This window comes from Gallaecimonas kandeliae, from assembly GCF_030450055.1.
GTDB classification, from domain to species: Bacteria; Pseudomonadota; Gammaproteobacteria; order Enterobacterales; family Gallaecimonadaceae; genus Gallaecimonas; species Gallaecimonas kandeliae.
Map to the genome: position 1 here is coordinate 2,482,515 of NZ_CP118480.1, position 25,615 is coordinate 2,508,129.

At 63.2% G+C, this 25,615-nt stretch carries 23 protein-coding genes, 5 tRNA genes and 1 other RNA gene; 7 read left to right on the top strand and 22 right to left on the bottom strand.

Going from position 1 to position 25,615, the window contains the following annotated elements; translation table 11 throughout:
- Positions 1 to 34: 34 nt before the first annotated feature.
- An RNA gene (ffs, locus tag PVT67_RS12330) (signal recognition particle sRNA small type) lies at positions 35 to 131 on the bottom strand.
- A 130-nt stretch (positions 132 to 261) separates the two neighbouring features.
- Between ffs and PVT67_RS12335 the strand changes: the two genes are divergently transcribed.
- From PVT67_RS12335 to PVT67_RS12355, 5 genes are all read left to right on the top strand, one after another.
- The gene (locus PVT67_RS12335) at positions 262 to 687 is read left to right on the top strand and encodes a lytic transglycosylase domain-containing protein (RefSeq protein WP_301493915.1); all 426 of its coding nucleotides are present in this window, start codon (positions 262 to 264) and stop codon (positions 685 to 687) included.
- Between the two features lie 34 nt (positions 688 to 721).
- A complete protein-coding gene (rluA, locus tag PVT67_RS12340) occupies positions 722 to 1,378 on the top strand; it encodes a bifunctional tRNA pseudouridine(32) synthase/23S rRNA pseudouridine(746) synthase RluA (RefSeq protein ID WP_301493916.1) in 657 nt (218 codons plus the stop codon).
- Positions 1,379 to 1,468: 90 nt separating this feature from the next.
- Positions 1,469 to 2,590: a pyridoxal-phosphate-dependent aminotransferase family protein gene (locus PVT67_RS12345; protein ID WP_301493917.1), complete on the top strand. Its 1,122-nt coding sequence runs from the start codon at positions 1,469 to 1,471 to the stop codon at positions 2,588 to 2,590.
- Between the two features lie 84 nt (positions 2,591 to 2,674).
- Positions 2,675 to 4,081: an AlkA N-terminal domain-containing protein gene (locus PVT67_RS12350; RefSeq protein ID WP_301493918.1), complete on the top strand. Its 1,407-nt coding sequence runs from the start codon at positions 2,675 to 2,677 to the stop codon at positions 4,079 to 4,081.
- 20 nt (positions 4,082 to 4,101) lie between these two features.
- The gene (locus PVT67_RS12355) at positions 4,102 to 4,575 is read left to right on the top strand and encodes a methylated-DNA--[protein]-cysteine S-methyltransferase (protein ID WP_301493919.1); all 474 of its coding nucleotides are present in this window, start codon (positions 4,102 to 4,104) and stop codon (positions 4,573 to 4,575) included.
- Between the two features lie 12 nt (positions 4,576 to 4,587).
- Here the strand turns inward: PVT67_RS12355 and PVT67_RS12360 are convergent, their stop codons facing one another.
- The 21 genes from PVT67_RS12360 to PVT67_RS12460 all read right to left on the bottom strand — a co-directional run bounded on the left by PVT67_RS12360 (position 4,588) and on the right by PVT67_RS12460 (position 23,314).
- Complete coding sequence (locus tag PVT67_RS12360; RefSeq protein ID WP_301493920.1) at positions 4,588 to 5,148, bottom strand: cyclic nucleotide-binding domain-containing protein; 561 nt, start codon at positions 5,146 to 5,148, stop codon at positions 4,588 to 4,590.
- Positions 5,149 to 5,189: 41 nt separating this feature from the next.
- Positions 5,190 to 5,498: a hypothetical protein gene (locus PVT67_RS12365; protein ID WP_301493921.1), complete on the bottom strand. Its 309-nt coding sequence runs from the start codon at positions 5,496 to 5,498 to the stop codon at positions 5,190 to 5,192.
- A gap of 176 nt (positions 5,499 to 5,674) precedes the next feature.
- Positions 5,675 to 5,762 (bottom strand) — tRNA-Ser (locus PVT67_RS12370).
- Between the two features lie 158 nt (positions 5,763 to 5,920).
- Positions 5,921 to 6,982 carry a quinolinate synthase NadA gene (nadA, locus tag PVT67_RS12375; RefSeq protein ID WP_301493922.1) on the bottom strand — a complete coding sequence of 354 codons (1,062 nt, stop codon included), beginning with the start codon at positions 6,980 to 6,982 and terminating at the stop codon, positions 5,921 to 5,923.
- 91 nt (positions 6,983 to 7,073) lie between these two features.
- Positions 7,074 to 7,149, bottom strand: a tRNA-Lys gene (locus PVT67_RS12380).
- A 176-nt stretch (positions 7,150 to 7,325) separates the two neighbouring features.
- Positions 7,326 to 7,401 (bottom strand) — tRNA-Lys (locus PVT67_RS12385).
- A 177-nt stretch (positions 7,402 to 7,578) separates the two neighbouring features.
- Positions 7,579 to 7,654, bottom strand: a tRNA-Lys gene (locus PVT67_RS12390).
- A 217-nt stretch (positions 7,655 to 7,871) separates the two neighbouring features.
- A tRNA-Lys gene (locus PVT67_RS12395) sits at positions 7,872 to 7,947 on the bottom strand.
- Positions 7,948 to 8,035: 88 nt separating this feature from the next.
- Positions 8,036 to 8,773 (bottom strand): tol-pal system protein YbgF, encoded by a 738-nt coding sequence (ybgF, locus tag PVT67_RS12400; RefSeq protein WP_301493923.1) that lies wholly within the window; start codon positions 8,771 to 8,773, stop codon positions 8,036 to 8,038.
- A 3-nt stretch (positions 8,774 to 8,776) separates the two neighbouring features.
- Complete coding sequence (pal, locus tag PVT67_RS12405; RefSeq protein ID WP_301493924.1) at positions 8,777 to 9,298, bottom strand: peptidoglycan-associated lipoprotein Pal; 522 nt, start codon at positions 9,296 to 9,298, stop codon at positions 8,777 to 8,779.
- A 43-nt stretch (positions 9,299 to 9,341) separates the two neighbouring features.
- Positions 9,342 to 10,682, bottom strand: coding sequence for a Tol-Pal system beta propeller repeat protein TolB (gene tolB, locus PVT67_RS12410; protein ID WP_336407740.1), 1,341 nt, complete (start codon positions 10,680 to 10,682; stop codon positions 9,342 to 9,344).
- A 10-nt stretch (positions 10,683 to 10,692) separates the two neighbouring features.
- Entirely contained in the window at positions 10,693 to 11,643 is a 951-nt protein-coding gene (gene tolA, locus PVT67_RS12415) for a cell envelope integrity protein TolA (protein WP_301493925.1), read from the bottom strand.
- A gap of 2 nt (positions 11,644 to 11,645) precedes the next feature.
- On the bottom strand, positions 11,646 to 12,083 hold the full coding sequence (gene tolR, locus PVT67_RS12420; protein WP_301493926.1) for a protein TolR: 438 nt from the start codon (positions 12,081 to 12,083) through the stop codon (positions 11,646 to 11,648).
- Positions 12,080 to 12,772 carry a protein TolQ gene (gene tolQ / locus PVT67_RS12425; protein WP_336407741.1) on the bottom strand — a complete coding sequence of 231 codons (693 nt, stop codon included), beginning with the start codon at positions 12,770 to 12,772 and terminating at the stop codon, positions 12,080 to 12,082. Before tolQ ends, tolR begins: the two co-directional genes overlap by 4 nt.
- Positions 12,769 to 13,164: a tol-pal system-associated acyl-CoA thioesterase gene (ybgC, locus tag PVT67_RS12430; RefSeq protein ID WP_301493927.1), complete on the bottom strand. Its 396-nt coding sequence runs from the start codon at positions 13,162 to 13,164 to the stop codon at positions 12,769 to 12,771. Before ybgC ends, tolQ begins: the two co-directional genes overlap by 4 nt.
- 44 nt (positions 13,165 to 13,208) lie before the next feature.
- On the bottom strand, positions 13,209 to 15,335 hold the full coding sequence (locus PVT67_RS12435) for a prolyl oligopeptidase family serine peptidase (RefSeq protein WP_336407742.1): 2,127 nt from the start codon (positions 15,333 to 15,335) through the stop codon (positions 13,209 to 13,211).
- Positions 15,336 to 15,840: 505 nt separating this feature from the next.
- On the bottom strand, positions 15,841 to 16,896 hold the full coding sequence (gene tssA, locus PVT67_RS12440; RefSeq protein WP_301493928.1) for a type VI secretion system protein TssA: 1,056 nt from the start codon (positions 16,894 to 16,896) through the stop codon (positions 15,841 to 15,843).
- Positions 16,893 to 20,744 carry a type VI secretion system protein gene (locus PVT67_RS12445; protein WP_301493929.1) on the bottom strand — a complete coding sequence of 1,284 codons (3,852 nt, stop codon included), beginning with the start codon at positions 20,742 to 20,744 and terminating at the stop codon, positions 16,893 to 16,895. Before PVT67_RS12445 ends, tssA begins: the two co-directional genes overlap by 4 nt.
- Before the next feature lie 9 nt (positions 20,745 to 20,753).
- The gene (locus tag PVT67_RS12450; RefSeq protein ID WP_301493930.1) at positions 20,754 to 21,488 is read right to left on the bottom strand and encodes a DotU family type IV/VI secretion system protein; all 735 of its coding nucleotides are present in this window, start codon (positions 21,486 to 21,488) and stop codon (positions 20,754 to 20,756) included.
- The gene (tssK, locus tag PVT67_RS12455) at positions 21,481 to 22,839 is read right to left on the bottom strand and encodes a type VI secretion system baseplate subunit TssK (protein ID WP_301493931.1); all 1,359 of its coding nucleotides are present in this window, start codon (positions 22,837 to 22,839) and stop codon (positions 21,481 to 21,483) included. Before tssK ends, PVT67_RS12450 begins: the two co-directional genes overlap by 8 nt.
- A gap of 13 nt (positions 22,840 to 22,852) precedes the next feature.
- A complete protein-coding gene (locus tag PVT67_RS12460) occupies positions 22,853 to 23,314 on the bottom strand; it encodes a type VI secretion protein (RefSeq protein WP_301493932.1) in 462 nt (153 codons plus the stop codon).
- Positions 23,315 to 23,548: 234 nt separating this feature from the next.
- Here PVT67_RS12460 and tssB point away from each other — a divergent pair, with 234 nt between their 5' ends.
- Both tssB and tssC read left to right on the top strand, forming a co-directional pair.
- On the top strand, positions 23,549 to 24,097 hold the full coding sequence (gene tssB / locus PVT67_RS12465; protein WP_301493933.1) for a type VI secretion system contractile sheath small subunit: 549 nt from the start codon (positions 23,549 to 23,551) through the stop codon (positions 24,095 to 24,097).
- Between the two features lie 30 nt (positions 24,098 to 24,127).
- On the top strand, positions 24,128 to 25,609 hold the full coding sequence (gene tssC / locus PVT67_RS12470) for a type VI secretion system contractile sheath large subunit (protein ID WP_301493934.1): 1,482 nt from the start codon (positions 24,128 to 24,130) through the stop codon (positions 25,607 to 25,609).
- Positions 25,610 to 25,615: the final 6 nt, after the last annotated feature.

A 25,615-nucleotide genomic window follows, 5' to 3' on the forward strand; every position in this document is an offset into this window, starting at 1 on the left:
CGCGAGGGGAGAAGAGAGAGCAAGGAGGTGGCTCCCTCTCCAGCCGCACCCCGGCACACGAGTCACCTGCTGTGGCTGCTTCCTTCCGGACCTGACCAGGTTCACAGGGTATCGTTGCGAGGGGACCGGAGAGGTCGCCGAGCGCCATTATCCATAAGCAGGCAGGGGGCCGCAAGGAAGGACAGGCCGATTGCCCATAAATGCAGCAAAGCCACTTGAGACGGCTACACTTTTTAACAAAATCACCCAGCTTGCCTGCCCATGGATCTGCCACCCCCCACAGCTGTGCCCAAACAGGAACTTCGGCTCTGTGTCGCCAAGGCGGCTCTCGACTTCAAGCTGGCCAGCTCCTTGTTGTGGGCCATCATCAAAGCCGAGGGAGGCAAGAAGGGCAGCATGAACCTCAACAGCAACGGCACCCTGGATCTCGGCGTCGCCCAGATCAACTCCATCCACCTGCCCGAGATGCAGCAGTACTACCCCGACCTCAGCTTGAAGACCTTGGCCTACAACACCTGCATCAATGTCCATGTGGCGGCCCGCCTCTTAAGGGAGCACCTCGACGAGACGGGGGGCGATATCTGGGAGGCGGTCGGCCGCTATCACTCGAAGACGGACGAGTACAAGAAACAGTACCAGCAGCGGGTCGTCAGCTACTGGTTGCAGTTCTCCAAGCCCAAGCCCTGATGTGCTAAGGTGTCGCCGGAATCTCGGAGACATCATGCAGCCCCTTATCTACCAGCCCCCAACCGATCCCTGGCTCGACATCCTTTTCGAAGATGCCGACATGCTGGTCGTCAACAAGCCGTCCGGCCTGCTCTCGGTGCCGGGCCGAGATCCGGCCCACCGGGACTCTGTCGTGAGCAGGGTCAGGGAACGCCATCCCGGCGCCGAAGCGGTGCACCGGCTGGATATGGACACCTCAGGGGTGCTGGTACTGGCCCTGACGAAGGCGGCCGAGCGCCACCTCAAGACCCAATTCCAGGACCGCCAGACCCACAAGGGCTACCAGGCCCTGATCTGGGGCTGCCCGGAGCCAAGCTCGGGCCAGGTGGATCTGCCGCTCATCTGCGACTGGCCGAGCAGGCCCAAGCAGATGGTCTCTTTCGAGCTGGGTAAGCGGGCCCTTACCCACTACAAGGTCACCGAAAGGCTGGGAGACCATAGCCGGGTGGAGATGACTCCCGTCACGGGCCGCTCCCACCAGCTGCGGGTCCACATGCAGGCCCTCGGCTGCCCCATCCTCGGCGACCGCTTCTATGCCGAGGGCGAGGCCTTGGCGGCGGCCGACCGGCTGATGCTCCATGCCCACTGGTTGCAGATCCTTCACCCCAAGACAGGGGAAAAGCTGCGCCTCGTGGCCCCCCTGCCCTTTTAAAGGCTCCCTGGCACCGCTCGTCGCCGGGGTTGTTGCACTGGTCGGACTTTCGCCACAACATAAGGCAAAGTCCGACAAGAGCAGAGCGTTATGCCATTCCAGTCCTTCAACCCGCCCCGCCGCATCCTGATGGGGCCAGGCCCCTCCGACGTCTATCCCCAGGTACTGGCCGCCCAGGCCCGCCCGACCATAGGCCACCTCGACCCCCTCTTCGTCGGCATGATGGATGAGCTCAAGGCCTTGCTCCAATACGCCTTCCAGACAACCAACCCCATGACGTTGGCCCTCTCGGCCCCCGGCAGCGCCGGCATGGAAGCCTGCTTCGTCAACCTCGTGGAACCCGGCGAGAAGGTCATCGTCTGCCGCAACGGCGTCTTTGGCGCCCGCATGCTCGAGAACGTCAAGCGCATAGGGGCAGAAGCCGTCGTCGTCGACAGTCCCTGGGGTCGGGCCGTGGAGCCAGGCAAGGTCCAGGAGGCCATCAAGGCCCACCCGGACGCGAAAGTCCTCGCCTTCGTCCACGCCGAAACGTCGACAGGGGCCCTCACCGACGCGGCCGCCCTCTGCGCCATGGCCGAGGAGGCAGGGCTGCTGACGATAGTGGACGCCGTCACTAGCCTCGGCGGCGTCCCCGTCAAGGTCGACGAGTGGGGCATAGACGCCATTTATTCGGGGAGCCAGAAGTGCCTTTCGTGCGTCCCTGGCCTTTCCCCCGTCAGCTTCGGCCCGAGGGCCGTCGAGAAACTCAAGAGCCGCAAGAGCCCAGTCCAAAGCTGGTTCCTCGACCAGAGCCTCGTCATGGGTTACTGGCAGGGGGACGGCAAGCGCAGCTACCACCACACGGCTCCCGTCAACGCCCTCTACGGGCTCCATGAGGCACTGCTGCAGCTCCATCACGAAGGATTGGAAGCGAGCTGGGCCCGCCACTGGGCCATGCACGAACGGCTGGCCGAGGGCCTCGAGGCGATCGGCCTTGAGTTTGTCGTGCCGAAGGAAGAGCGGCTACCCCAGCTCAATACCATCCATATCCCCGCTGGTGTCGACGACGGCGCCGTCCGCGCCGCCCTCCTCAACGACTACAACCTCGAGATAGGGGCCGGCCTTGGCGATCTCGCCGGCAAGGCCTGGCGTATCGGCTTGATGGGCTATGGCGCCAGGCGCGAAAACATCGCCCTCTGCCTTGCCGCCCTCAAGGACGTCCTCGGCCGCTAAAAGCTGCAAGACCAGGTCCGAAAATGGCGAGCCAAGCCCGCCTTGGCTCGCTATGATCTCCTCAAGATCCTTGGGGAGTGACAGATGAAACTTGACGATGCCGCCTGCTACCAGGCCCTTGTCAGCCGCGATGCCCGCTTCGACGGCCGCTTCTTTGCCGGCGTCCTAAGCACCGGCATCTACTGCCGCCCCGTCTGCCCTGCCCGCAAGCCCCTTGCCGACAACTGCCGTTTCTTCTCCAACGCCGCCGCCGCCGAGGCCGCAGGCTTTCGGCCCTGCATGAAATGCCGGCCCGAACGGGCCCCCGGCCTTGCGTGGAGCGACGGCAAAGAACGCCTTGCCCAAAAAGCCGAACAGCTCATCAAGAGCGGCGATTTTACGAGTCTCGAGGCGCTGGCCGAACGGCTCGGCGTCACCGACAGGCACCTGCGCAGGACCTTTCACGAGACCTTCGGCATCAGCCCCGTCGCCTACGCCCAGACCCAGCGGCTGCTGCTCGCCAAGAAACTGCTCTCCAGTACCCAGCTGCCCGTGACCCAGGTCGCCATGGCGTCCGGTTTCGGCTCCCTTCGGCGCATGAACAGCCTCTTTGCCGAACGTTATGGCCTCAGCCCAAGCCGACTGCGGGCCCAGGCCCCGAAAGGCGAAGCCCGCTTTCACCTCGGTTTTAGGCCGCCTTTTGCCTGGCACGACATGCTGGCTTTCCTGGCCGGCCGCGCCATCGAAGGGGTGGAGCTTATCGGGGGCGAGAGCTACAGCCGCACAGTGCGGCTTAGCTACCAGGGCCAATGGCACAAGGGCTGGCTCAAGATGCAAAAGCACGCCGAGCGCCCCGAGCTGATCGTGACGCTTTCGGACTCGCTGCTGATGGCCGTACCTCCCGTGCTGGCCGGCCTGCGCCACCTCTTTGACCTGGATGCCGATCCGACCGAGATCAAAGGGGCTCTCGGCGGGCTGGCAGCAGCCAACCCCGGCCTGCGGGTCCCCGGCGCCTTCGACGGCCTGGAGATGGCCGTCAGGGCCATCCTCGGCCAACAGGTGACTGTCGCGGCAGCCCGCACCTTGGCTGGCCGGCTCGCCGCCCAAGGCGAGCCTTGCCAGGATGCCCCGGCCGGGCTCAGCCACTACTTTCCCGACGCCGAGGCATTGCTGGCCCTCGGCCAGGACAAACTGGGGGAACTGGGGGTGATCCGCAGCCGCGGCAAGGCCATCTGCGCCTTGGCGGCGGCCATGATTGAGGGCCTGGAACTTGGCCCGGCGGCAGAGCCAGAGCCCACCATCAAGGCACTGGAAGCGCTGCCCGGCATTGGCCCCTGGACGGCCAGCTATATCGCCATGCGGGCGCTGCACTGGCCCGACGCCTGGCCCTATGGCGACCACGGCCTCAAGGTGGCGACAGGCCTTGCCGATCCCAAGGCCCTGGCAGGCGCCATGGCCCCTTACAGCCCTTGGCGGGCCTATGCCACCTTGCATCTATGGAGCACCTTATGAATGCGACTAAGGAGAAAGCCATGACAGTTGCCCTGCCCCTCGAGACCTCCCTTGGCCTGCTGCACCTGGTCGCCGAGAACGGGGCCCTGATCGGTGCCTGGTTCGACGACCAGAAGCACTTTCCGGGCAACAGCCACTGGCAAGACGGCCGCCAGGAGCCGGTACTGCTGGAGGCGGCCAGGCAGCTGGGGGAGTTTTTCGCCGGTAAGCGCCGGGGCTTCGAGCTGCCGCTGGCGCCAAAAGGCACGGCCTTCCAGCAGTCCGTCTGGCAACAACTGCAGGCCATTCCCTTCGGGGAGACCCGCAGCTACGGCCAGCTGGCCAGCGCCCTCGGCAAGCCCAAGGCGGTGCGCGCCCTCGGCGGCGCCAACGGCCGCAATCCGCTCTCCATCATCATCCCCTGCCACAGGGTGATAGGCGCCAACGGCAGCCTCACTGGCTACGACGGCGGCCTCTGGCGCAAGGAGGCGCTGCTGAAACTGGAAGGCCAGTAGGGAACTGGCTACTCAGGCCAGCTGGATACAGTAGCTGACCGCTATCTCCCCCTCCTGGATGCGCCTGCGGATATGAGGATATTGCTGCAGGATAGACAGCAAGTCCTGTTGCAGGCGCACCACCTTCTCCCTTTCCTCGGCAAGCTCGGCCAGCAACGCCTCCTTGTTGCAGCCGATGGCCGCTACCTTGCGCATCAACGCCAGGATCAGCTGGTCCTTGATCTTGTCCTTGGTCCGCCAGTGCAGGTTGAGGATGAGGCGCTGGTCGATGCAGAGCAGTATGCAGTCCTCCACGGCATGGGCCTGGTAACTGCAGTCGTCGCCGAAAAACAACGCCTGCTCACCGACGAAATCGCCAGGCCCATGGGTGGCAGGCCCCTGCTCGTCGCCTTTGCTGCTGATGCGCACCCGTCCGGCCAGCAGTATGTAGAGGGCACAATGGACGCTGTCCTTGTCGAGCAGGGAAGCCCCCTTGGCGGCGTGGAAAAAGGCAGATCCCTGCCTCGTGAGGGAGAGCTTCTCTTCCTGGGTCAGGGTTTCGAAGAGGGCGATCCGGTCAAGGATGGCGAGCATCTTGTTGTCAGGGTTCTTATGGAGTGGCCGCATGCTGGCATTCATTCGAAGTAAGGCTTGTTAAAACGAGGGGGAACAATGGGAAGTACGGATTTGGCCCATGAAACCCGCCACGAGGCGCGGCCTTTTGTCTGGCAATGGAGAGGCAAGAGCCCCTTTTGCAGGGCAATACAGAACCGCATAGACGAAAAAGCCCGGTCAAAGACCGGGCTGATATGGCGGTGCAGGCGCAGTCCGGCAAGTGGGCAAAGCACCGCTTTGCACCGGGCGAAGCGGGCGGCATCAATGCCGCCCTGGCCGGAGGATTCGGCATCTTGCAGAGCAAGATGAAATCCCAGCCGGAACCACATATAGGACGTGAGAGGGGATGGACCAAAGCACTTCCTGTTCTTTGCCCTGCGGGCGCCTACGGCGGTCCCGGTTGCTCCTGCAACCGGTCGAACCCTGGGATTCGAATCGAGTCCCCCGTCTCCGACACGCCAAAAGCAAAAAGCCCGTCCTGAGGACGGGCTTTTTGCTTTTGGTATGGCGGTGAGAGGGGGATTCGAACCCCCGATACGTTGCCGTATACACACTTTCCAGGCGTGCTCCTTCAGCCACTCGGACACCTCACCATATTGTGGTTACACCGCTTTCGCTCTGCGTTTAGCGCTGCAACGGGGCGCTATATTAGGGGCAAGGTCGGAAGCGGTCAACCGCTTTTTCAATTCATTCAGTGCGTTCGGCGAGGTTTTGAGCAGATGGCAAAACGCCGCCCTGAGGCGGCGTTTTTTCAGGCGTTGCCTTTCACCTTGAGCTTGAGCTCTTCGGCGAAATCCAGCATCCGGTTCAGCGGCACCATGGCCTTCTCGGCAAGGCTCGGATCCACATGCACTTCATGGGGGCCCAGGTTTTCCGCCGTCAGGGATTCGTAGATGGCCTGCAGGCCGTTCATGGCCATCCAGGGGCAGTGGGCACAGGAGCGGCAGGTGGCGCCCTCCCCGGCCGTCGGCGCCTCGATAAACTCCTTGTCGGGGCAGAGCTGCTGCATCTTGTAGAAGATGCCGCGGTCGGTGGCGACGATCAGGCGCTTGTTGGGCAGGGTCTGGGCCGCCTTGATCAGCTGGCTGGTGGAGCCGACGGCATCGGCCATCTCCACTATGCTGGCCGGCGATTCCGGGTGCACCAGCACGGCGGCATCGGGATAGAGGGCCTTCATGTCTGTCAGGGCGCGGGTCTTGAACTCGTCATGGACGATACAGGCACTTTGCCAGAGCAGCATGTCGGCGCCGGTCTGCTTATTGATATAGCCGCCCAGGTGGCGGTCGGGCGCCCAGATGATGGGCTTACCGAGGCTGTCCAGGTGCTCCACTATCTCGAGGGCGATGGAAGAGGTGACGACCCAGTCGGCCCTGGCCTTGACGGCCGCAGAGGTGTTGGCGTAGACGACGACGGTATGGTCGGGATGGGCGTCACAGAAGGCGCTGAACTCCTCGGCCGGGCAGCCCAGATCCAGGGAGCAGGTGGCTTCCAAGGTCGGCATCAGCACCCTTTTCTCTGGGCTCAGGATCTTGGCCGTCTCCCCCATGAACTTGACCCCGGCGACGATCAACGTCTTGGCCGGATGCGTCTTGCCGAAACGGGCCATCTCCAGGGAGTCGGAGACGCAGCCGCCGGTTTCTTCGGCCAGGGCCTGGATCTCCGGATCCGTATAGTAATGGGCCACCAGCACGGCATCTCGGGCCTTGAGCAGGGCCTTGATACGGGCCTTGTAATCGGCTTTCTGTTCGTCGCTCAAGGGCTTTGGCTTGGGCGGGAAAGGCAAGTCCAGGTTCACCTGGGGGATCTGGGTCATGAGCTTGAAACCACGTTACTGCTTGACTAGGGGCATTATACGCCCGGGCGCCCATAACAAAAAACCCCGCAAAAGCGGGGTTTCTTGATGATGGTGGGTCGTGCAGGATTCGAACCTGCGACCAATTGATTAAAAGTCAACTGCTCTACCAACTGAGCTAACGACCCATCTTGTTCTTCAATTGCCGTCCAGAGCTGCCAGTCATCCTGACGTTCTGTCCGGCTCGCCGTCCTGCCTCGCGTTCGATGCTGCGTATTCCTCGCATCTCACCCAACTGAGCTAACGACCCGAATTGTCTCTTGGGTATGCACCGCGAGGATGCCGGGCCAAGCCCCTTGAATAATGGTGGGTCGTGCAGGATTCGAACCTGCGACCAATTGATTAAAAGTCAACTGCTCTACCAACTGAGCTAACGACCCATCTTGTTCTTCATTTGCCGTCCAGAGCTGCCAGTCATCCTGACGTTCTGTCCGGCTCGCCGTCCTGCCTCGCGTTCGATGCTGCGTATTCCTCGCATCTCACCCAACTGAGCTAACGACCCGAATTGTCTCTTGGATATGCACCGCGAGGATGCCGGGCCAAGCCCCTTGAATAGATGGTGGGTCGTGCAGGATTCGAACCTGCGACCAATTGATTAAAAGTCAACTGCTCTACCAACTGAGCTAACGACCCATCTTGTTCTTCGATTGCAGTCCAGAGCTGCCAGTCATCCTGACGTTCTGTCCGGCTCGCCGTCCTGTCTCGCGTTCGATGCTGCGTATTCCTCGCATCTCACCCAACTGAGCTAACGACCCATCTTGTTCTGTGTTGCCGAGCCCGACTTTCAGCCTGACTCCGGCTCGCCTCATCGGCGATTAAAAAAGCCCGCGCTGGCAGGCTTTAGGGTGTCTGGTGGGTCGTGCAGGATTCGAACCTGCGACCAATTGATTAAAAGTCAACTGCTCTACCAACTGAGCTAACGACCCGACGGGCGCCTATCTTACTGAAATTGACTGGCCGTGCAAGAAGAAAATCACGGCCAGGCGCCGATTGCGCAAAAAGCCGACAAGCCGCTTAATGCTTGCCCAGGCGCTCCTTGGCCATGCGGGCGGAAGTGCTGTCCGGGTACTCCTTGATCACCTTGTTGAAGAAGGCGGAAGCACCGGCCTTGTCCCCTTTATCCTGGGCGATGATGCCCAGTTTCAGCATGGCGTCGGCACGCTTGCTGGAGTTGGGGTAATGGTTCACCACCTGGGTGAAGGACTGGATGGCATCATCCAGTTTGCGGTCGCTGTAATAGAGCTGACCCAGCCAATAATAGGCGTTGTCGATATAGGAAGACTTGGGAAAATCCTTCACGAAGGCTTTGAACGCCTCGGTAGCCTTTCCATAGTCCTTCTGTTTGAGCACCAATCCCACTGCCTGGTCATAGGCGTCATTCTCGCTGAGGTTGCTTGAATAGGTGGGGCTGGTATCGGCTGGCGCGGCCGTGGTCGGCGCAGGCTGCTCGGCGGCAGGTGCCGACTGCATGCGAGCCAGTTCCTTGTAGATCTCCCGCTGCCTGTCCAGCAGCTGGTTGAGCTTGTGCTCGTGTTCCTCGGTAATGCCGCGCAGGTCGCGCAGGTCATCCTGCAAAGCACTGATCTTTTGCAAGGTTTCCAGTTGTACCCTGTTACGGGATTCCAGTTGGGCTTCCAGGCGGGCAACCCGGGATTCCAAATCGCCACCGGCCTCCACAACGGGCGCCGGCGCCGCATGAGCGGCGCCGGACAGGCCGACCAACAAGGCGAAACTTGTCAGCGGTTTATTCATAACTTAGTAGACCAGTACCGCGCGGCGGTTCTTGGAGAAGGCCTCTTCGGTATGGCCCGGATCCAGGGGCTTCTCTTCACCGTAGGAGACCAGGGTGATCTGGGAGTCCAGAACGCCCAGGCCCAGCAGGTACTGCTTGACGGCTTTGGCACGCTTCTCGCCCAGGGCGATGTTGTACTCGGGGGTGCCGCGCTCGTCAGCGTGGCCTTCGATCAGTACTTTGACATCGGCGTGGTCACGCAGGTAAGCGGCGTGGGCTTCCAGCAGCTCGGCAAACTCGGGGCGGATCTCGTACTTGTCGAAGTCGAAGTAGATGATGTGCTCGCGGCGCATCTCTTCTTGGTGCTGGAGGCGCTGCTCTTCGGCGCTCATCACGGGCTGAACGGTACCGGTAACCACTTCCTGTTGTTGTTGCTGGTTGGCGGTCTTGCCGGCAGCTTCGGTCTGGGAGGTGGAGGAACAGGCTGACAGGGCCAGGATTGGCAGTGCCAACAGCATCCCTTTCAGAAGTTTATTGTGTTGCATCGTCAGGTCCTTATGTTGCTAAGACTGCAAAAAATTATTGTTTTTACAAAAAGGGTGACCAGGCCGGAGCCTTCACCTGTCCCTGGCGGGCCGGCAGCCGGGCTTTGAAACGCCCATCTACCGACACTAGGCCCAAAACCTTCTGCCCCCGATAGAGCGTGGCATAAATAATCATGCTGCCATTGGGGGCCAGGCTAGGCGATTCATCCAATTCTGTATTGGTCAGGACCTGCAGCGCACCGCTCTGAAGATCCTGACGGGCTATCCGGTATTCACCCTGGGTACGGTTGACCATGATCAGGTATTTTCCGTCCGGGCTTATCGAGCCCCCCAGGTTCTGTTCACCTTCAAATGTCAATCGTTTCACAGCTTTAGTAGCCAAATCTACACGATAAAGCTGGGGACGACCACCCCGCTCCGAGGTAAATACCAGCGCATCGGAATTAGGGTACCAGGAGGGTTCCGTGTCTATGGCATAGTGATCCGTCAGGCGGGTTATCTGCCTGGTGGCCAGGTCCATGATATAGATTTCAGGGTTGCCATCTTTTGACAAAACGAAGGCCATTTTCTTACCGTCCGGTGACCAAACGGGGTTGCCGTTGATCATCGGAAAGGACGTCAATTTTTCACGATGTTGGTTGTAGAGATCCTGAATGAAAATCTCGGAAGCGTGGTTTTGGAAAGAAACGTAAGCCAGCTTGGAACCGTCCGGTGACCAGCTGGGTGACATCAGGGGTTCCTTGGCCTTGGTCACTACGGTTTCGTTGTAACCGTCGTAGTCCGCCACCATCAGCTTGTAGGGATAGATGGGGTCGTTATCCACCACCACGTAGGCGATACGGGTCAGGAAGGCGCCGCGCTCGCCGGTCAGCTTTTCATAGACCACATCGCTGATGCGGTGGGCATATTGGCGGAACTGGTTGGCGCTGATCACGGCCTGGCGGGACTCGAGGATATGGGCGTCGGAACGCACCAGGCTGCCGTCGGCCTGGCGTTGGAAGTTGCCCCCGGTAACCTGGCCACGCAGCACGTCGACCAGGTCGAAACTCACCAGGTACTTGCCGTCACCATAGGGCTTGACCGAACCCACCACCACGGCCTCGACCCCTTTGCTGGCCCAGGCGCCGAAATGGATGTCGTCGCTGCTCCTCGGCTGCTCTGGCATGGCGCTGATGGGCAGGGGCGAGAACTTGCCGGAGTTACGAAGGTCGTCCCCTATCACCTGGGCCGGCTGCATGGGCAACTGGCCCCCTTCAAAGCTGAAGGGCACTATGGCCACAGGCCGAGCCTGGTCCAGGCCGTCGGTAATGACGATATCCAATGCCGCTTGGGCACTTTGGCTCAGGGTCAAGAGGCCTAAAAAGATCAGGCTGAGAATACGCACTGCTACCTCGTCAGAATTGTGGTTTCATGGTGATGTTCAATACCCGCATCTGAGCGAACACCTCGGGATCCTTGGATACCGGCAAGGTTTCCGCCTTCCAGACGGCGCGCTGGGCAGACTCGAAGATGACCTGGTCGCCGGACACGAAGCGCACATCCAGCACCAGGCCACTGGGGGCCAGGGTGATCTGCAGTTTGGCCTCCTTACCGCGCATGCTGTCGTCCACGACCCAGTTGCGCTGTATGGCGTCGATGATCAGCGCCCGGAACTTGTCTATCTCGCTCAGCACCTGCTTTTGGCGGGCCTTGGAGCGGGCCGCGGCCTCGGCGGCCATCTGATCGGCCAGCTGCTTCTCGGCTTCTGCCTTCTTGCGCGCTTCCTCGGCCTTGCGTTTCTTCTCGGCCTCGGCTTTCTTACGGGCTTCCTCGGCTTTGCGTTTGCGCTCGGCTTCTTCCTTCTGGCGCTTTTCCTCGGCGGCCTTGGCGGCGGCCTCTTCCTTCTGGCGTTTGGCTTCGGCGGCCTTGGCCGCTTCGTCAGCCTGTCGCTTTTCTTCCAGCTTCTTCTGGCGGGCCAGCTCCAGTTCCTTGGCCTTCTGGGTTTCCTGGGCCTGGACGCGCTTGGCTTCCTCGGCCTGCTTCTGGGCCTCGACCTTGGCCTGCTCCTCGGCGGCGCGCTGGCGCTTGAGGTCGGCAATGCGTTTCTGCTCCGCCAGGCGCTGGTTTTCCAGGCGCTGCTGGCGGTCGGCTTCGGCCTTGCGCTCGGCGGCCTGTTCGGCCTTGATGCGTTTGACCTGCTCTTCCACCACCTTGCTGTCGACCGCCTTGGCGGTGATGGGTTCCCCTTGGGGCTGGGGCATCTCGGGCTTTTCCGAAAAATCCAGCTGCAAACCCAGGAACAGCAACACCAACGCATGCAGCGCTATAGACAGCCCCAGCGGCAGTCCCATGCCTTCTTTGCGCATGGTTACTTCTTCTCCTCTGGCGGATCCGTCATCAGGCCTACGTCATCGACACCGGCCCCTTGCAGTGTCCCCATCAGCTGTACCACCTTGGCGTAAGGCACGGCGCCGTCGCCGCGGATCACCACGGGCGTGGCGGGTTCCACCTCACGCTGGGCCTTGACCACGGCGGCGACGGTAGAGACGTCGTCATAATGCTCGGCCTTCTTGGAGCCCACTTGCAGGAAGTACTGGCCATCGGCCGTGATGGAGATAACGGCCGCCGGCTTGGAGTCGGGCGGCAGGGGCTGGGAAGACTGCTTGGGCAGGTTGACCTTGACCCCTTGGGTGATGAGGGGTGCCGTCACCATGAAAATGATCAGCAGCACCAGCATCACGTCGATATAGGGAACGACGTTGATCTCGGCGACGGGGCGGCGCCTCTTGCGCGGCGCTGCTGTCATGCGGCCTGGCCCCCGTCATTGGCGAACACCTGGCGGTGCAGTATGGCGGCGAACTCTTCCTGGAAGTTGAGGTAGCCCTGCTCCAGCTTCTCCACGTTGTGGGAGAAACGGTTGTAGGCCATGACGGCGGGAATGGCGGCGAACAGGCCCATGGCGGTGGCGATCAGCGCCTCGGCGATGCCGGGGGCGACCATGGACAGGGTGGCCTGCTGCACGTTACCCAGGGCGATGAAGGAGTTCATGATGCCCCAGACGGTGCCGAAGAGGCCGATATAAGGGCTGATGGAGCCGACTGTGGCCAGGAAGGAGAGGTGGGATTCGAGGTGTTCCACTTCCCGGTTCAGGGTCACCCTCATGGATCGGTCGGCGCCGTCCAGCACCGACTGGGGGCTGCGGCCGGAGTTCTTGGAGAGGCGGGCGAATTCCTTGAAGCCGGCGGTGAAGACCTTCTCCATGCCGCCCAGCTGGTCCTGGCGGGCATTGAGCTCGTGGTAGAGCTTGCCGAGGTCGACCCCGGACCAGAACCTGTCCTCGAACTTCTCGGCCTGCCCCTTGGCCTGCTTGAGCACCTTGTGGCGCTGGAAGATCAGGGTCCAGGAGAAGATGGAAAAGCCCAGCAGGATCAGCATGACAAACTTGACCAGCAGGCTGGCCTGCCAGAAAAGACCAAAAAACGAAATTTCGTTCACCCTTTGAGCACTCCCAAAACCGCCTCGGGGATGGCCCTGGCCTTGCCCTTGGCAAGATCGACGCAGGCCACCAACACCTCGGCTTCACACAAAATTTGACCCCCTTCCCTGAGCAGCTGCTGGTGGAACACCAGGCTGGCGCGCTTGAGCGTCGGCACTGTGCTCACCACCGTCAGCAACTCATTGAAGCGGGCCGGTAAATGGTTATCCATCTTAACAGAGCGGACCACAAAGGCCAGGTCCAAGGCCAGCAGGCCGTCCTGCTCTATGCCAAATTCCCTCAACCATTCGGTGCGGGCCCTTTCGAAGAACTTCAGGTAGTTGGCGTGGTAGACAATGCCGCCGGCGTCCGTGTCTTCGTAATACACCCGAATGGGCCAATGGTGCTGCATAAGGTCCTCATCATGGAAAAGGGGAGCTTAAGCTCCCCTGAACGTTAGCGGGTCTCACCCATGTTTTTTAGCAAAAACGCAAAGATGTCGGAAGCCTCGCGGATCTTCATGGCCGTGGGCTTGCCGGCACCGTGCCCGGCGTTGTGTTCCACCCTCAGGATCACCGGCGCCAGGCCTTGCTGATCGGCCTGCAAGGTAGCGGCAAACTTGAAGGAATGATAGGGCACCACCCTGTCGTCATGATCCGCCGTCATCACCATGGTGGCGGGGTAGGCCCGCTTCTTGAGGTTATGGAGCGGCGAATAGGCATAGAGGTAGGGGAAATCGGCGGCGTTGTCCGAACTGCCGTATTCGCTGGTCCAGGCCCAGCCGATGGTGAATTTCTGGAAGCGAAGCATGTCCAGTACCCCCACGGCAGGCAGCACGGCGGCGAACAAGTCCGGCCTTTGGGTCAGGGCCGCGCCCATCAGCAGACCGCCGTTGCTGCGGCCATAGGCCCCCAGCTTCTGGGGCCTGGTGTAGCCGGTTTCGATGAGGTACTCGGCGGCCGCGATGTAGTCGTCGAAGACGTTCTGCTTCTTCTCCTTCATCCCCGCCTGGTGCCAGGCCTCGCCATACTCGCCGCCGCCGCGCAGGTTGGGCACGGCATAGACGCCGCCCCGCTCCATCCAGGCGATGTTGGCCGGGCTGAAACGCGGGGTCAGGGAGATGTTGAAGCCGCCGTAGGCGTAGAGCAACGTCGGGTTGGCGCCGTCCAGCTTGATGCCCTTCTTGTAGGAGATCATCATCGGCACCCGGGTGCCGTCCTTGGAGCGGTAGAAGACCTGCTCTGAGACGAAATCGTCCGGGTTGTAGGCCAGGGCCGGCTGGCGATAGAGGCTGACCTGATTCTGCTCCAGGTCCAGCTTGTAGACGCTGGGGGCCTGGATGTAGGAGTTGAAGCTGAAGAAGGCCTCCTTGCTGTCCACCTGGCCATAGAGTTGGCTCACAGTCCCCTTGCCGGGCAGGGCCACAGTCCGCAGGTAGGTGCCCTTGAGGTCGTAGACCTTGAGCTCGGAAAGGGCGTCCTTCATGCCTTGAACCAGCAGCTTGTGATCAAAGAGGACCACACTGGCGATGGGGTTTTCCCCTTGGGGGATCAAGGTCTGCCAGTTGGCCTTGGCCGGCCGGCGGATATCGATGGCGATCACCTTGCCCCTGGGCGCATCCAGGTTGGTCTCGAAATAAAAACGGGGACCTTCGTTGCCGATGAAGTTGTAGCTGGCCTCCAGGTTCGGCAGCAGCTCCACCACCTTGCCGCCTTCCTTCAGATCCTTGTAGAAAATGCGGTTACGGGAGTCTGTGCCTTTGGAGACATAGATGATGAGGTAGCGGCCGTCGTCTGTGACCTCGGTGCCAAAGCCCCAATCCTTGTGGTCGGGGCGTCGGTAGACGAGCAGGTCCTGGCTTTGGGACGTGCCGATACGGTGGTAATAGAGCTTCTGGTTGAAGTTGACCCCGGTCAGGGCCACACCGGCCTTGGGCTTGTCGTAACGGCCATAGAAGACGCCCCTGCCGTCCTTGTCCCACTGGGCCGTGGAGAACTTGATCCAGTCCAGCTTGTCGGCCAGGGGCTTGCCGGTGGCCACGTCCAGGAACTGCCATTGCTGCCAGTCGGAGCCGGCCTTGGAGGTGCCGAAGGCCAGCAGCTTGCCGTCCTTGGAGACGCTGGTCCCGGACAGGGCTACGGTGCCGTCTGTGGAGAGACGGTTGGGATCCAGCAGCACCCGGGCCGCGCCTTCGGTACCGTCCTGCACATAGAGCACGTCCTGGGATTGCAGGCCGTCATTGCGGAAATAGAAAAGGTTGGTGCCGCGGCGGAAGGGGCTGGAGAACTTCTCGTAGTTCCACAAGGCCGTGATGCGCTTTTCCAACTCGGCACGCACCGGTATGGATGCCAGGTACTGCTCGGCCAGGGCCTTTTCCTGGCTCACCCATTGGCTCACCTGGGGGCTGTCGGATTCTAGCCAGCGGTAGGGGTCGGCCACTTGAGTACCGTGATAATCATCAACCTGGTCAACGATATGGGCTTGGGGGTAGACCAGGGCCGAGGCAGCTTTGGGGGCCTGGACTGTCTGTTGGCAGGCGCCCAGCAAGGCGGCCATGGCGATGACGAGCAGTTTTCCTTTCATGGTATTCCCTGTGCGATGAAGGCAGCCCAGGGACTATATCAAAAGGCCGGGAAGCCCCCACCTGCCCTCACCGATGAAAAACGGCCGTTAATGGCACGCCCAAACTGCAAGCTTATGCACGTAGGGATGAATTATCTTATGTTGCACGTTTTTTAATCCAACTCGCATCCATTTGATTTTTAATTGTTTTAAAAATAAAAAATGAACAAGTTGACGCGCACGGAAACTTGGATAGCCATTTGACATTAGTTTTTCTTATTAATTGACGCAATTTTTCTCGGTTGAGGCGCCCAGGGGCTGTCCGCATAATGCGCAGCGTCGGATGGCGGCGCCAAGGACTTTGGGTGCCACAGGCTGTCCGACACTTGTTTTGGTAGTGTGATTGATTGGCTCTTGCCCTTTGGGCATTGTCGACGTTGTTCTTCCCTGGACAAATTCCTTCCTTCAATGTGGTTGTTTGGCCCGAGACATTGTCTCGGGCTTTTTTTTGCCTTTTTTCCGCCGCTCAGGAGGGCAGTATGCCCAGTAATGCCCAGAGGCGCCGCGCCTGGGGATCGCTGTCGATCAACTCGGCCAGCAGCTGGTGGAGCGGTTTTCCCCCCCACTCCACGGCCCTTTGGATGAGATAGGGCACAGGGCTGTGGGGTTCGGCCCTGGCCAGGTAGCCGGCGATGACCGCCAGCTGCCGGTAGGCCTCTTCACGGCTGCCAGGTTCACCAAGCACCTTGGCAGGTACGGCTGCTGCTGTTTCGGTTTGGTCGGGCTGGGGAGCCGGGTCCGGCAAAGAAGGCTGCATGGCAAGAAACTCCCGCAACACCTGATCCGCTTGGGCCAGGGCGTTGCGCAGCTTGGTAAAGGTGGGGGCCTCATCGGCCATCTGCTCAGTGCACCAGCCCTGGAGGCGCTCCAACCAGGCTGAGGCGGCCGCCAGCTCCTGGGCGGCTTGGCGCATGGGCTCAGAAGGCCCGCTGCGCACCGTTTCGTGCAACTGCGCCAGTTCTTTCTTAGCCGCTTCCAGGTCGCCCTTGGCCCCCTTGCCACCGGCCGGTGGCAGCTGGCGTTGCAGCAGGGCCGACCACCCATTGAGGGTGAGTGCCTGGGGCGAGGGCCCATCCAGGCAAAGCAGCGGTACCTCGGCCGCCACAGCGGCGGCATAGTTGCTGTCCAGCCAGCCCAGGGCGCCGGCACGAAAACTCTGGTCGCCGTCCTCAGGCAGGGGGTAGAGCTGGTCCCAGAAGCGCTCACAGAGCTGGGCCACCAGGGCCAGGGCCGAACTGAGGCCGGCCATGCCGCCGCGGTGCAGCCAAGCCTCCCCCAACCAGGCGGCAACCATCAGATCCTTGCTTCGCGCTAAGAGGATATCCTGGCCCAGCTGTGCCACCTTGTCCCAATCGGCTCGCTTGAGCTCCGACTGCCAGACCCCTGTGGGCAGGCTCGGGTCCTCGGCCCGGCGCGCCTCCCGGAGCTGGTCATATTCCGGCTCGTAGCGCATCGGCACCCCACAGGGCGCCTCGCCGGGAAAAGGCTGCAACAGCGCAAGCAGGGCTTCGTCGTCCATCATGGCGCCTCCGTCTGGTCAGGTTCAGGCGCCGCCTCGGCGATGGCGGGCAAGACCGGAGCCTGGGTGGGGAATACAGGGGGAGGCAAGCGCTCCTTGCCGCCGGCGACGAAGCAGGCCAGGCGCAGAAACAGCTGGGCCTGGCTGGCATTGCCTTTGGCATTGCTGACCGGCACCTTGAGCTCCAGGGGGATGCCCTGCTGGGGCTTGCCGGCCGGTACCTGGTGGGCCCGGATCAGCCGCAGCAAAGACCAGTTGTCCTTTCTTTCCCAGACGGCCATGGCCCCCTCGATGCTGAGAGAGGGCTGGCCGGGATCTTCTAAGGGCCCCTGGGGGGCGTCCTTGGCCCAGCGCAGCGCCAGGGACAGGGGTTGGCCGGGGCGCCAGCGCAACATGCCCTGGGCCGTCGCCGGGTGCTGCAGGACCTGGCGGTCCGAGGCCAGGCGCCACTCGATCACCTGGTCGGCCCCCACTTCCCTGTCGCGGTCGGTACGCCAATCCACCGCCACATCCACGCCCTCCCAGGCACCGGTGGTATCCCGGGTCAGCAGCGGCTTGAGCCAGGCCTCGGCCGTCGCCAGGCCGTCGAGGAAGGCCTGCGCCTGCTGGGATTGCCCCTGCCCTTGTGGCAGGCCGAAGCGGGCCATCGCCATGTCGCTGTCCAGCACCTGCAGGAAGGCGGCGGCCGCTTGGGGGCTGACCCCGGGCGCCGCCGGGTTGGCGGCAAAGGGGAAGCGCCCGGCCAGGTTTTGGTTGAAGGCTTGAGCCAGGCGATCGTAGGCGGCAACGCTGGCCTGGGCCCGCAGCACCCGGCAGCGGCTGGCCATCATCTGCAGCAGGGCGCCGGCTTTCTGGGCAAAGAAATCGCCGCCCCCCGGCGCCACTATCTGGGCGAGGCTGGCCTGGCAGTTAGCCATGTCCATCGGATCCAGATCATGGTTGACCAGCCGCTCCAGGGCCACCAGGGAACTGGTCGCGCTCTTGGCCTTGTACTTCTCCAATTCGCTCGACAGCTGCTGCCATTGCTTGACCCTTTGCCAGTCCGCCTGGGTCAGGCTCCCCTCTTTGTCCGCCAGCCAGGCCACAGCGCCCTGCACCACACCGGCAAGGTCGGTCACGGCGCCTTGCTGGGCGGCCAGGTAGGCCTGCAGATCCTGGGGGCTGCCCGACTCGAAGGCGGTCAGGGCGGCACCGGTCTTGCCGTTCCACCAATCAAAGCTGCCTTCCCTGGGTTCATAGAGGCCCAGCTCCGCCAAGGTGCCGTCGGCCCGCTGCAGCAGGTTCAGGGCCGCCTTCGTCACTTCCTGGGTGGTGGCGGCCGCCAGTTGCCGCTGGCCCAATTCGTCGAAGGCGGCCGCCAGGTTGGCCGCCTCCTTGATCAGGGTGCCCAGGCGCAGGGCCTCGTCGTGGAGGCTGCGGGGGAAGGCCTGCAGGTTGATGCCCTCCCCTTTGCTGCCGACCAGGGCCTGGAGCATGGCCTGGGCCGTACTGGCCTCGGCGGCCGAAAGCAGCCCTGCCCGGTAACGCTCAGGGGCCGATGGCAGATCCTTGTCACTGTATTTCTGGTAGCTCTGGAAGCTGGCCAGGGCGGCACCGGCGGTGTCCGCATCCATCTGCTTGAAGGCCGCTTCTATCGCCTCTGTTCCCAATGCCTTGCCCTGGCGGGAGAAGGACTGGCCCAGCAGGGTCAGCAGGGCTGTGTCGAGTTTGCCGACATCGCCCTGCAGCTCGATACCGCCGCTGGGGGAAGACTGCAGCACTGCGGGCAGGGTGCCCTTGCGGCTCAGCCAGCGGTCGGCGAAGGATTGCTTGACGGCATCGGCATGGGCCAACACCTTGGAGACCGGCTGCTCACCCAGCAGCGCCAGGTGGCTGGCCCTGTCCATGGTGGCGGCAAAGCCCGGCGCCAGGTCGCGCCCCTTGGCCCCGCTCCAGGCGGCGTTGGCAGAGGTCACCAAGCGCCGCAACAGATCGATCTGTTCGGCCAGCTGCGCCAGGGATGCCCTGTCCACCTGGCTGCCGGCCTGCAACGCCTGCAGGCCCTTTTCAACCGCTTCGGCATTGATCACCAGATTGTTGTTGGCATAAAGGGTATCCAGCCAATGGTGCAACAGGGTGACGAAGCGGCTTGCCACCTGGGGTTGGAACTGCGCCAGATCCAGTCCTTGCCCGGGTCTGCCGGCCGTACGCTGCAACACCTTTTCCACCAGGGACCTGTCGTTGAGCTTGCTCGGCATCAATTCGACCTTGAACAGGTGATGGGCCAGGTCGCCAGCCACATCCAGGTTGCCGCCCCCTTCCTCGAGGAGCTTGTTGAATTCCCTCGCCCTTTGCTCATGCTGGGCGGCTGCGTCCACCAATTGGGTGGCGCTGACCATGTCAGGCCAGCTTTCCGGCGACTGGGGCGAAGCACCACCGACGGCGGCACTGCCCTGTCCCATGCTCTGCAAGGTCTGGATCCGGTAACGCAGGCCGTCGGAGAAGGGCTTGAACAGCAGATCGCGAAAGCCGTAGCCCAGCACCACTTCGATCTGTCCGTCGTCGGAGGACCACAACGAGCTCGGCAACCAGCCGGAGGCCAGGTGCCAGTCCGGCACGCTGTGCAGGGCTGCGGCCACGGCACCCGTCGCCTCCCTGGCGGCGTCTTCGGAACCGGTGGCACCCTGGTATTCGGCACGGGCGGCGCTGAGACGCTCGATACCGCCGGCCAGGAGCCTCGCCTTGGGTACACCGCTATGCCAGGTCCAGAGCATGCCGCCGAGCCAACAGATCCCGACCAGGGCAGTACCGGTGAGCACGGCCCGGTGCCAGCGGGTACGCAGCGCCAAAATGCGGGGAATGGGCGTGGCCAGTCCCTGCTCAGCCAATATCCGCTTGCGCAGCAGCCGGCCGGCAAAGGCCAGTTCCAGCGGGGCTGGCGCCTCGTCCAAGGCGCTGAAGCCGGGTTCCGCTTCGGCCTTCGGCGCCTGGGCAGCCACCAGGTAGAGGCCACGCAGCGCCGGCGCTTCTCCCAGGGCGTTGCCGTGGAAAACGGGGTCGAGCAGGGATTGCAAGGGGCCGCGCAGCTCGCCCAGGTGGCGGGGCAACAGCACCAGGTTTTCATCGAGCTGGTCCTCCAGGGCGCCGAGTTCGGCGATGCCTTCTTGGAGCGAGGTCACCAGGTGGTCGACGGCCAAGTCGACCCAAGCCGGGCTGTAGCCGGCCCCCGGAGCCATAGTCGACGACCACCCCAGCATCAGGTCCCGGCCTTCCTTGGGCACCACCTTGACCAGCTCGTCCAAGCCCGGCACCTGCTCGGCTTCACCGACCACCAGGTAGACCGGCAAGGTCAAGCCCAGCCGCTGCTGCAGATCGGTCAACTTCTTGTAGGCGCGCAGGCCGGCGGCGCCGGCTTCTTCGTTGCCCAACAGGCACTTTGCCGACACCACCCAGACGATGGCGTCCAGGGGCCTGTTGGGGCGGGCGCGGGCCAGGCTGCGCAGCAGGCGGCGCCAATTCGACAGCTGTGCCAGGGCCCCCTCACCGTGGTTGAAGACGGCCGCGGGCACCACCAGGGCGGCGCCGTCGCCGCTGTACCACCAGCGGCCAAACCAGCTCCTGTCGCCCCCCGATGACAGCTTCCAGGCCCGGCAGAGGGCCTCGTTGTCCCTGTCCTGCTCGCCCACCACCAGCAACCAGGGCATCAGGTAGCGATCCCCCAGGCCCACTTCCTCTTCGACGTGGCGCACGGCACCGCCGAAACGGCGCCACCCCAGATCGGCGCGGCGGCGCAGCCACCAGATGGCGAGGCCCAGCACCACCAGGATCAGCACCAGCAGCAGCACTATCCCGAGCGTCCCTTTGACTAGCATCCCTTCACCTCATCTGACTCTCAGGAAATGGGAAAGGGAAGGCTCGACCTGGCCGGCCAGATCCCGCCACAACAAGTGTGAAAGCAGCAGCAGCGACGCCAGCACCGCCACTATCACCAGCCCCAGCCGCGAGCCGTCCGGCAACATGCGCCGTACCGGCAGGCGGGCCGGCTTGACGACGGCGCCCTGCTCCAGGCTGATCCCCACCCGCTTGCGGCTGGCATCGCGGCGATAGACGAAGGCGAAGAGGGCACGGCGCCAGGCCTCGTGCTTGGCTGCGCCACCGTCCCCCCGCAGCCGGCCGCGAAAGCCGAGGGCCAGGCAGAGCAGGTAGACATTGGCCAGTTCCCGGGTCGCCGGCTCTTGCTCCCTGAGCAGTTTCTCAATCTCGTCGGGCAGCCGTTCGCCGGCGCTGCGCGAGCCGAAGAGCCGCGCCTCAAGAGGCGCCTCCCCCCAGCAGGCCCGGCCCGGCCAATCGGAGAACAAGAGGCTCTCATCGACCAGGGCCACGAAGGCAAACTGCACCGCCTCCACCTGGCGGCTTTCTGCCGCTCCCAGGGCCGCCGAGGCGAGACGCCCCAGGGTCCGGGTCAGGCCGGCCGCCGATTCGGCGAGGCTCGCCACCATCTCTTCGGCGGCGCAGGCACTGCCCAGCACCGCCAGTTTGGCCTGCTGCCACTGCCCCAGCACCTCGACGAAGATGGCGGCCAGGGGGCTGCCGTAACCCGTCAGCCGCTCAGCCATTGGCCTCCTCCTGCCGCGCTCTGGCCTCGGTTTTCTCGTCCGGGACGAAGAGCATGATCTCCCAGGGCGGCTCTGTGGCGCCGGCAGGGCGGGCGATATGCAGCTGTTCCTTGGCGTCGAACCAGTCGGCGTCGACCCCCAGGCGGAAGAGTTCGGTGTCGTCGCCGACGCTGAAGGCCGCCCGCTCGTCGCGGCCGAGGGCGCGCCGCGGCAGGCCCCGCATGCGCTGCCTGGCCAGGGCCGGCAGGTGTGGCTCGGAAGCGATGATGGCCTGGGACAGCCAGTCCTGGGCCACGCCGTCGCCGCTGCCCTGGGGCATCCGCAGCCCTATCACCAGTTCCTTGGCCGGCGGTGGCAATTGGGAGAGATCGATGCTGAAACCGGACCTGGCCTGGCTGAAGGCCAGCACCTTGTAACCTTCGCGCACCCGTTCCAAGGCCGCTTCTATCCAGTCGACGACGGGGTCGAAGCAGGCCTGCATTTCCTGGTAGTCGAAGGGGCGGAAGGCCGGCACCCCGGCGCCGGGGTTGAGGGCGGCCAGGGTACCGGCAACGCCAGCCAGCAGCACGTAGAGCTGGCTGGGGTGGTGGGTGCCGGTGTTGAGGGCGGCTTCCAGCTCCGGCAGCCGCTGCCAGAGCGCCGTCAGCAGCCGGGTGATCTCCGCCACGCTCTGATGGTCCCCCGCCCGGCTAGATGCCTGGAGGCGGCCTGAGAGGAAAACGCCCTTTTCCCGCAGGGCGGTGCAGAGCATGCCCAGGCGGCGGCCAAGCGGGGACTCGGGCGTCACCAAGGGGCAGGGCGGCAGGTAGGGGGCCCGGGCAAGGCCGCCGCCCTGCTGGCGCAGGCGCAGCAGCGGCAGCCGGATGAAATCGAGGTTGGCGCTGTCTGCCACCAGCCGCGCGGCCGGCCGCCACACCGGCATGGGCGCAGCCCCTTCGCCGCTGGCCAGATCCGGTATAGCCTCGCTGCTGGCGGAGCGGAAACGGCCTGCGCCTGGGTCCAGGCGCCCGCCGCGATAGAGGGGCGGCACGGCCAGTTGCACCGTCACCGTCTTGTTGGCCGCGGCCTTGACGGCCTCGGTCACGTCCAGCTCCAAAGGCGCGTCCCGGCCTGACACCAGTCGCACCACCAGGCCGTCGGGCAGGAGGGCGTCCAGTTCGGTGATCCGCACCAGGCCGCTGACCAGGGCGCTCTCGTCCAGTTGCAGCGACAGCAGGCCCCAGAAGTGGGGCTGGCAAACGGCGGCGTAGTGGGCCGCCATGCCTTCGGCGCGCAGGGCCTGGACCTGGAAATGCTGCGGGAGCAGCGGCATGCCGTCATGCCAGCAGACAGCGTCAGGGATTAATCGCATACGTCACCTCCCTTTAATCCTTGTTGGCGACAAGGCGTATGTCCTTGGATTCCAAGCGAAGCTTGGCGTCTTCCAGGCCTTCCAGGCGCAGGCGATGGGCCCCGGGGGTCTGGTAGTCAGCGTAGACCAGGACCCCGACCGCCTCGTCCCCTTCGAAGGGAACAGGGTCCACCACCAGCCGCTGGCCCGGCACCAGTTCGTAAGACCAGCTGTGCAGTTGCTGGGGGTAGTCGCGCAGGAACTGGGCCCGCTGTTCGAACCATTTCGCCGCCGGCAACGCCAGCAAGGTCTTGAGCAGATCGGAGTCGGCGACCACCAGGATGTCGACCGCCACTGGGCTGTCGTTGTTGGCCTTGGGCACCACATCCAGGGAGATGGTGGACAAGGGAGTCGAGGGGCTGAACATGGAACAGCCCGGCAAGGTGAGCAGCAGTGTCAACGCTGCCGCAACAGCGGTTCGAAGTCCTTTCGGCATGGGCATCCATCTGGCATAGGCACAAGGAAATCAGCGCAACCGGACTGCTGGGCAAGTTGCAGCCTAACTCTATTAAACTTTTGAAACTTTGCAAATTTCCGCTTTGTCATCTAGACCTTTTGGGGCGCATGGACCAAGCGGCCAGGAGGTCGTTGTCCGCAATCTCAGGGTGGGAAGTCGGCGAGCTGCGAGACACTGTTCAAGGCGCCAGCAACGATACAACGGAGGTATGTAATGGCCGAAAGTACGCAGCACAAGTTGAGCCGGGTTCGTCCGCCCAGGGTGCAAATCACCTATGACGTGGAGATCGGCGACGCTATCGAGAAAAAGGAACTCCCCCTGGTGGTCGGCATCCTGTCCGACCTGTCCGGCAAGCCGGAAACGCCCCTGCCCAAACTGACAGAACGCCGCTTCGTGGAAATCGACCGCGACAACTTCAACGAAGTGCTGGCCTCCATTGGCCCCCGCTTGGCGCTGCAGGTGGACAATGCCCTCAGTGACGACGGCAGCAAGCTCAATGTGGAGCTCAAGTTCAACCACTTCGACGACTTCGACCCCGTCAACATCGTCAAGCAGGTAACCCCCCTGCGCCGCCTCTTCGAGGCCCGCCAGCGGCTGCGCGACCTGCTGACCAAACTCGACGGCAATGACGACCTCGACAAGCTGTTGCAGGAGGTGGTCAGCAACACCGAAGGCCTCAAGGAAATCAAGGACGCGCGCCCGGCCGAAGCAGAGGCCGAGACCGAGACAGCGGCCGCCGAAGACGCCGAACCCCAGGCTTGATCCCCAGCACGGAAGAATCAGGAGCACATCATGGCTGACACAAAAGAAGAGGCAGCAGGCGGCGCCCAGACGGTATCCCTGAGCCTGCTCGATCGCATAGTCCAGGAAGGCCGCATGGCCCACGACGACATGCAACAGGCCTACGCCAAGGATCTGCTGGCGGAATTCGCCACCCAGGTTCTGGACGAAGGCATGGCCGTCGACAAAGACACTGTGGCGATGATCAACCACCGCGTCGCCCAGATAGACGAGCTGATCAGCAAGCAGCTCAACGGCATACTCCACCACCCCGACATGCAGAAGCTCGAAGGCTCCTGGCGGGGCCTGCATTTCCTGGTGATGAACACCGAGACCAGCTCACGCCTCAAGCTGCGGCTGCTCAACGTCTCCCAGCAGGATCTGCTCAAGGATCTGGAAAAGGCGGTGGAGTTCGACCAGAGCGCCCTCTTCAAGAAGATCTACGAAGAGGAATACGGCACCTTCGGCGGCCATCCCTACAGCGTGCTGATCGGCGACTACGAGTTCGGCCGCCATCCCCAGGACGTGGCCCTGCTGGAGAAGCTGTCCAACGTGGCCGCCGCCGCCCACACCCCCATGGTCGCCGCCGCCAGCCCGCGCCTCTTCGACATGAACAGCTTCACCGAGCTGGCCGTGCCCAGGGATCTGGAGAAGATCTTCGAGAGCGCCGAGCTCATCAAGTGGCGTTCCTTCAGGGCCAGCGAGGACTCCCGCTACGTGGCCCTGGCGCTGCCGCGGGTGCTGATGCGCCTGCCCTACGGCCCCGACACCCAGCCCACCGAAGGCATGAACTTCGTCGAGGAGGTCAGCGGCACCGACCACAGCAAGTACCTCTGGGGTAACGCCGCCTACGCCCTTGGCCAGCGCATCACCAGCGCCTTCGCCAAGTACGGCTGGTGCGCCGCCATCCGCGGCGTGGAAGGGGGCGGTGCCGTCGAAGGCCTGCCGGCCCACACCTTCAAGACGTCGGCCGGGGATATCGCACTCAAGTGCCCCACCGAGATCGCCATCACCGACAGGCGTGAAAAGGAGCTCAACGAACTGGGCTTCATCGCCCTGTGCCACAAGAAGAACAGCGATTTCGCCGTCTTCTTCGGCGGCCAGACCACCAACAAGCCGAAGCTCTACAACACCAACGAGGCCAATGCCAACTCGCGGATCTCCGGCATGCTGCCCTATGTGTTGGCCGCCTCGCGGTTCGCCCATTACATCAAGGTGATCATGCGCGACAAGGTGGGCAGCTTCATGACCCGCGACAACGTTCAGAGCTACCTCAACACCTGGATAGCGGACTATGTGCTGGTCAACGACAACGCCCCCCAGGCAATCAAGGCCCAGTATCCGCTGCGCGAGGCCAGGGTCGACGTGACGGAAGTGCAGGGCAAGCCGGGCTCCTACAAGGCCGTGGTCTTCCTGCGCCCGCACTTCCAGCTCGAGGAGCTGACGGCCTCCATCCGCCTCGTCGCCGAGCTGCCGCCGCCGGCCACGGCCTAACGCCTT

Excerpts from the sequence above, each read along its gene's own strand:
- PVT67_RS12335 (WP_301493915.1), top strand. The coding sequence starts at position 262 with ATGGATCTGCCACCCCCCACAGCTGTGCCCAAACAGGAACTTCGGCTC.
- rluA (WP_301493916.1), top strand. The coding sequence starts at position 722 with ATGCAGCCCCTTATCTACCAGCCCCCAACCGATCCCTGGCTCGACATC.
- PVT67_RS12345 (WP_301493917.1), top strand. The coding sequence starts at position 1,469 with ATGCCATTCCAGTCCTTCAACCCGCCCCGCCGCATCCTGATGGGGCCA.
- PVT67_RS12350 (WP_301493918.1), top strand. The coding sequence starts at position 2,675 with ATGAAACTTGACGATGCCGCCTGCTACCAGGCCCTTGTCAGCCGCGAT.
- PVT67_RS12355 (WP_301493919.1), top strand. The coding sequence starts at position 4,102 with ATGACAGTTGCCCTGCCCCTCGAGACCTCCCTTGGCCTGCTGCACCTG.
- PVT67_RS12360 (WP_301493920.1), bottom strand. The coding sequence starts at position 5,148 with ATGCTCGCCATCCTTGACCGGATCGCCCTCTTCGAAACCCTGACCCAG.
- PVT67_RS12365 (WP_301493921.1), bottom strand. The coding sequence starts at position 5,498 with ATGTGGTTCCGGCTGGGATTTCATCTTGCTCTGCAAGATGCCGAATCC.
- nadA (WP_301493922.1), bottom strand. The coding sequence starts at position 6,982 with ATGACCCAGATCCCCCAGGTGAACCTGGACTTGCCTTTCCCGCCCAAG.
- ybgF (WP_301493923.1), bottom strand. The coding sequence starts at position 8,773 with ATGAATAAACCGCTGACAAGTTTCGCCTTGTTGGTCGGCCTGTCCGGC.
- pal (WP_301493924.1), bottom strand. The coding sequence starts at position 9,298 with ATGCAACACAATAAACTTCTGAAAGGGATGCTGTTGGCACTGCCAATC.
- tolA (WP_301493925.1), bottom strand. The coding sequence starts at position 11,643 with ATGCGCAAAGAAGGCATGGGACTGCCGCTGGGGCTGTCTATAGCGCTG.
- tolR (WP_301493926.1), bottom strand. The coding sequence starts at position 12,083 with ATGACAGCAGCGCCGCGCAAGAGGCGCCGCCCCGTCGCCGAGATCAAC.
- ybgC (WP_301493927.1), bottom strand. The coding sequence starts at position 13,164 with ATGCAGCACCATTGGCCCATTCGGGTGTATTACGAAGACACGGACGCC.
- PVT67_RS12435 (WP_336407742.1), bottom strand. The coding sequence starts at position 15,335 with ATGAAAGGAAAACTGCTCGTCATCGCCATGGCCGCCTTGCTGGGCGCC.
- tssA (WP_301493928.1), bottom strand. The coding sequence starts at position 16,896 with ATGATGGACGACGAAGCCCTGCTTGCGCTGTTGCAGCCTTTTCCCGGC.
- PVT67_RS12445 (WP_301493929.1), bottom strand. The coding sequence starts at position 20,744 with ATGCTAGTCAAAGGGACGCTCGGGATAGTGCTGCTGCTGGTGCTGATC.
- PVT67_RS12450 (WP_301493930.1), bottom strand. The coding sequence starts at position 21,488 with ATGGCTGAGCGGCTGACGGGTTACGGCAGCCCCCTGGCCGCCATCTTC.
- tssK (WP_301493931.1), bottom strand. The coding sequence starts at position 22,839 with ATGCGATTAATCCCTGACGCTGTCTGCTGGCATGACGGCATGCCGCTG.
- PVT67_RS12460 (WP_301493932.1), bottom strand. The coding sequence starts at position 23,314 with ATGCCGAAAGGACTTCGAACCGCTGTTGCGGCAGCGTTGACACTGCTG.
- tssB (WP_301493933.1), top strand. The coding sequence starts at position 23,549 with ATGGCCGAAAGTACGCAGCACAAGTTGAGCCGGGTTCGTCCGCCCAGG.
- tssC (WP_301493934.1), top strand. The coding sequence starts at position 24,128 with ATGGCTGACACAAAAGAAGAGGCAGCAGGCGGCGCCCAGACGGTATCC.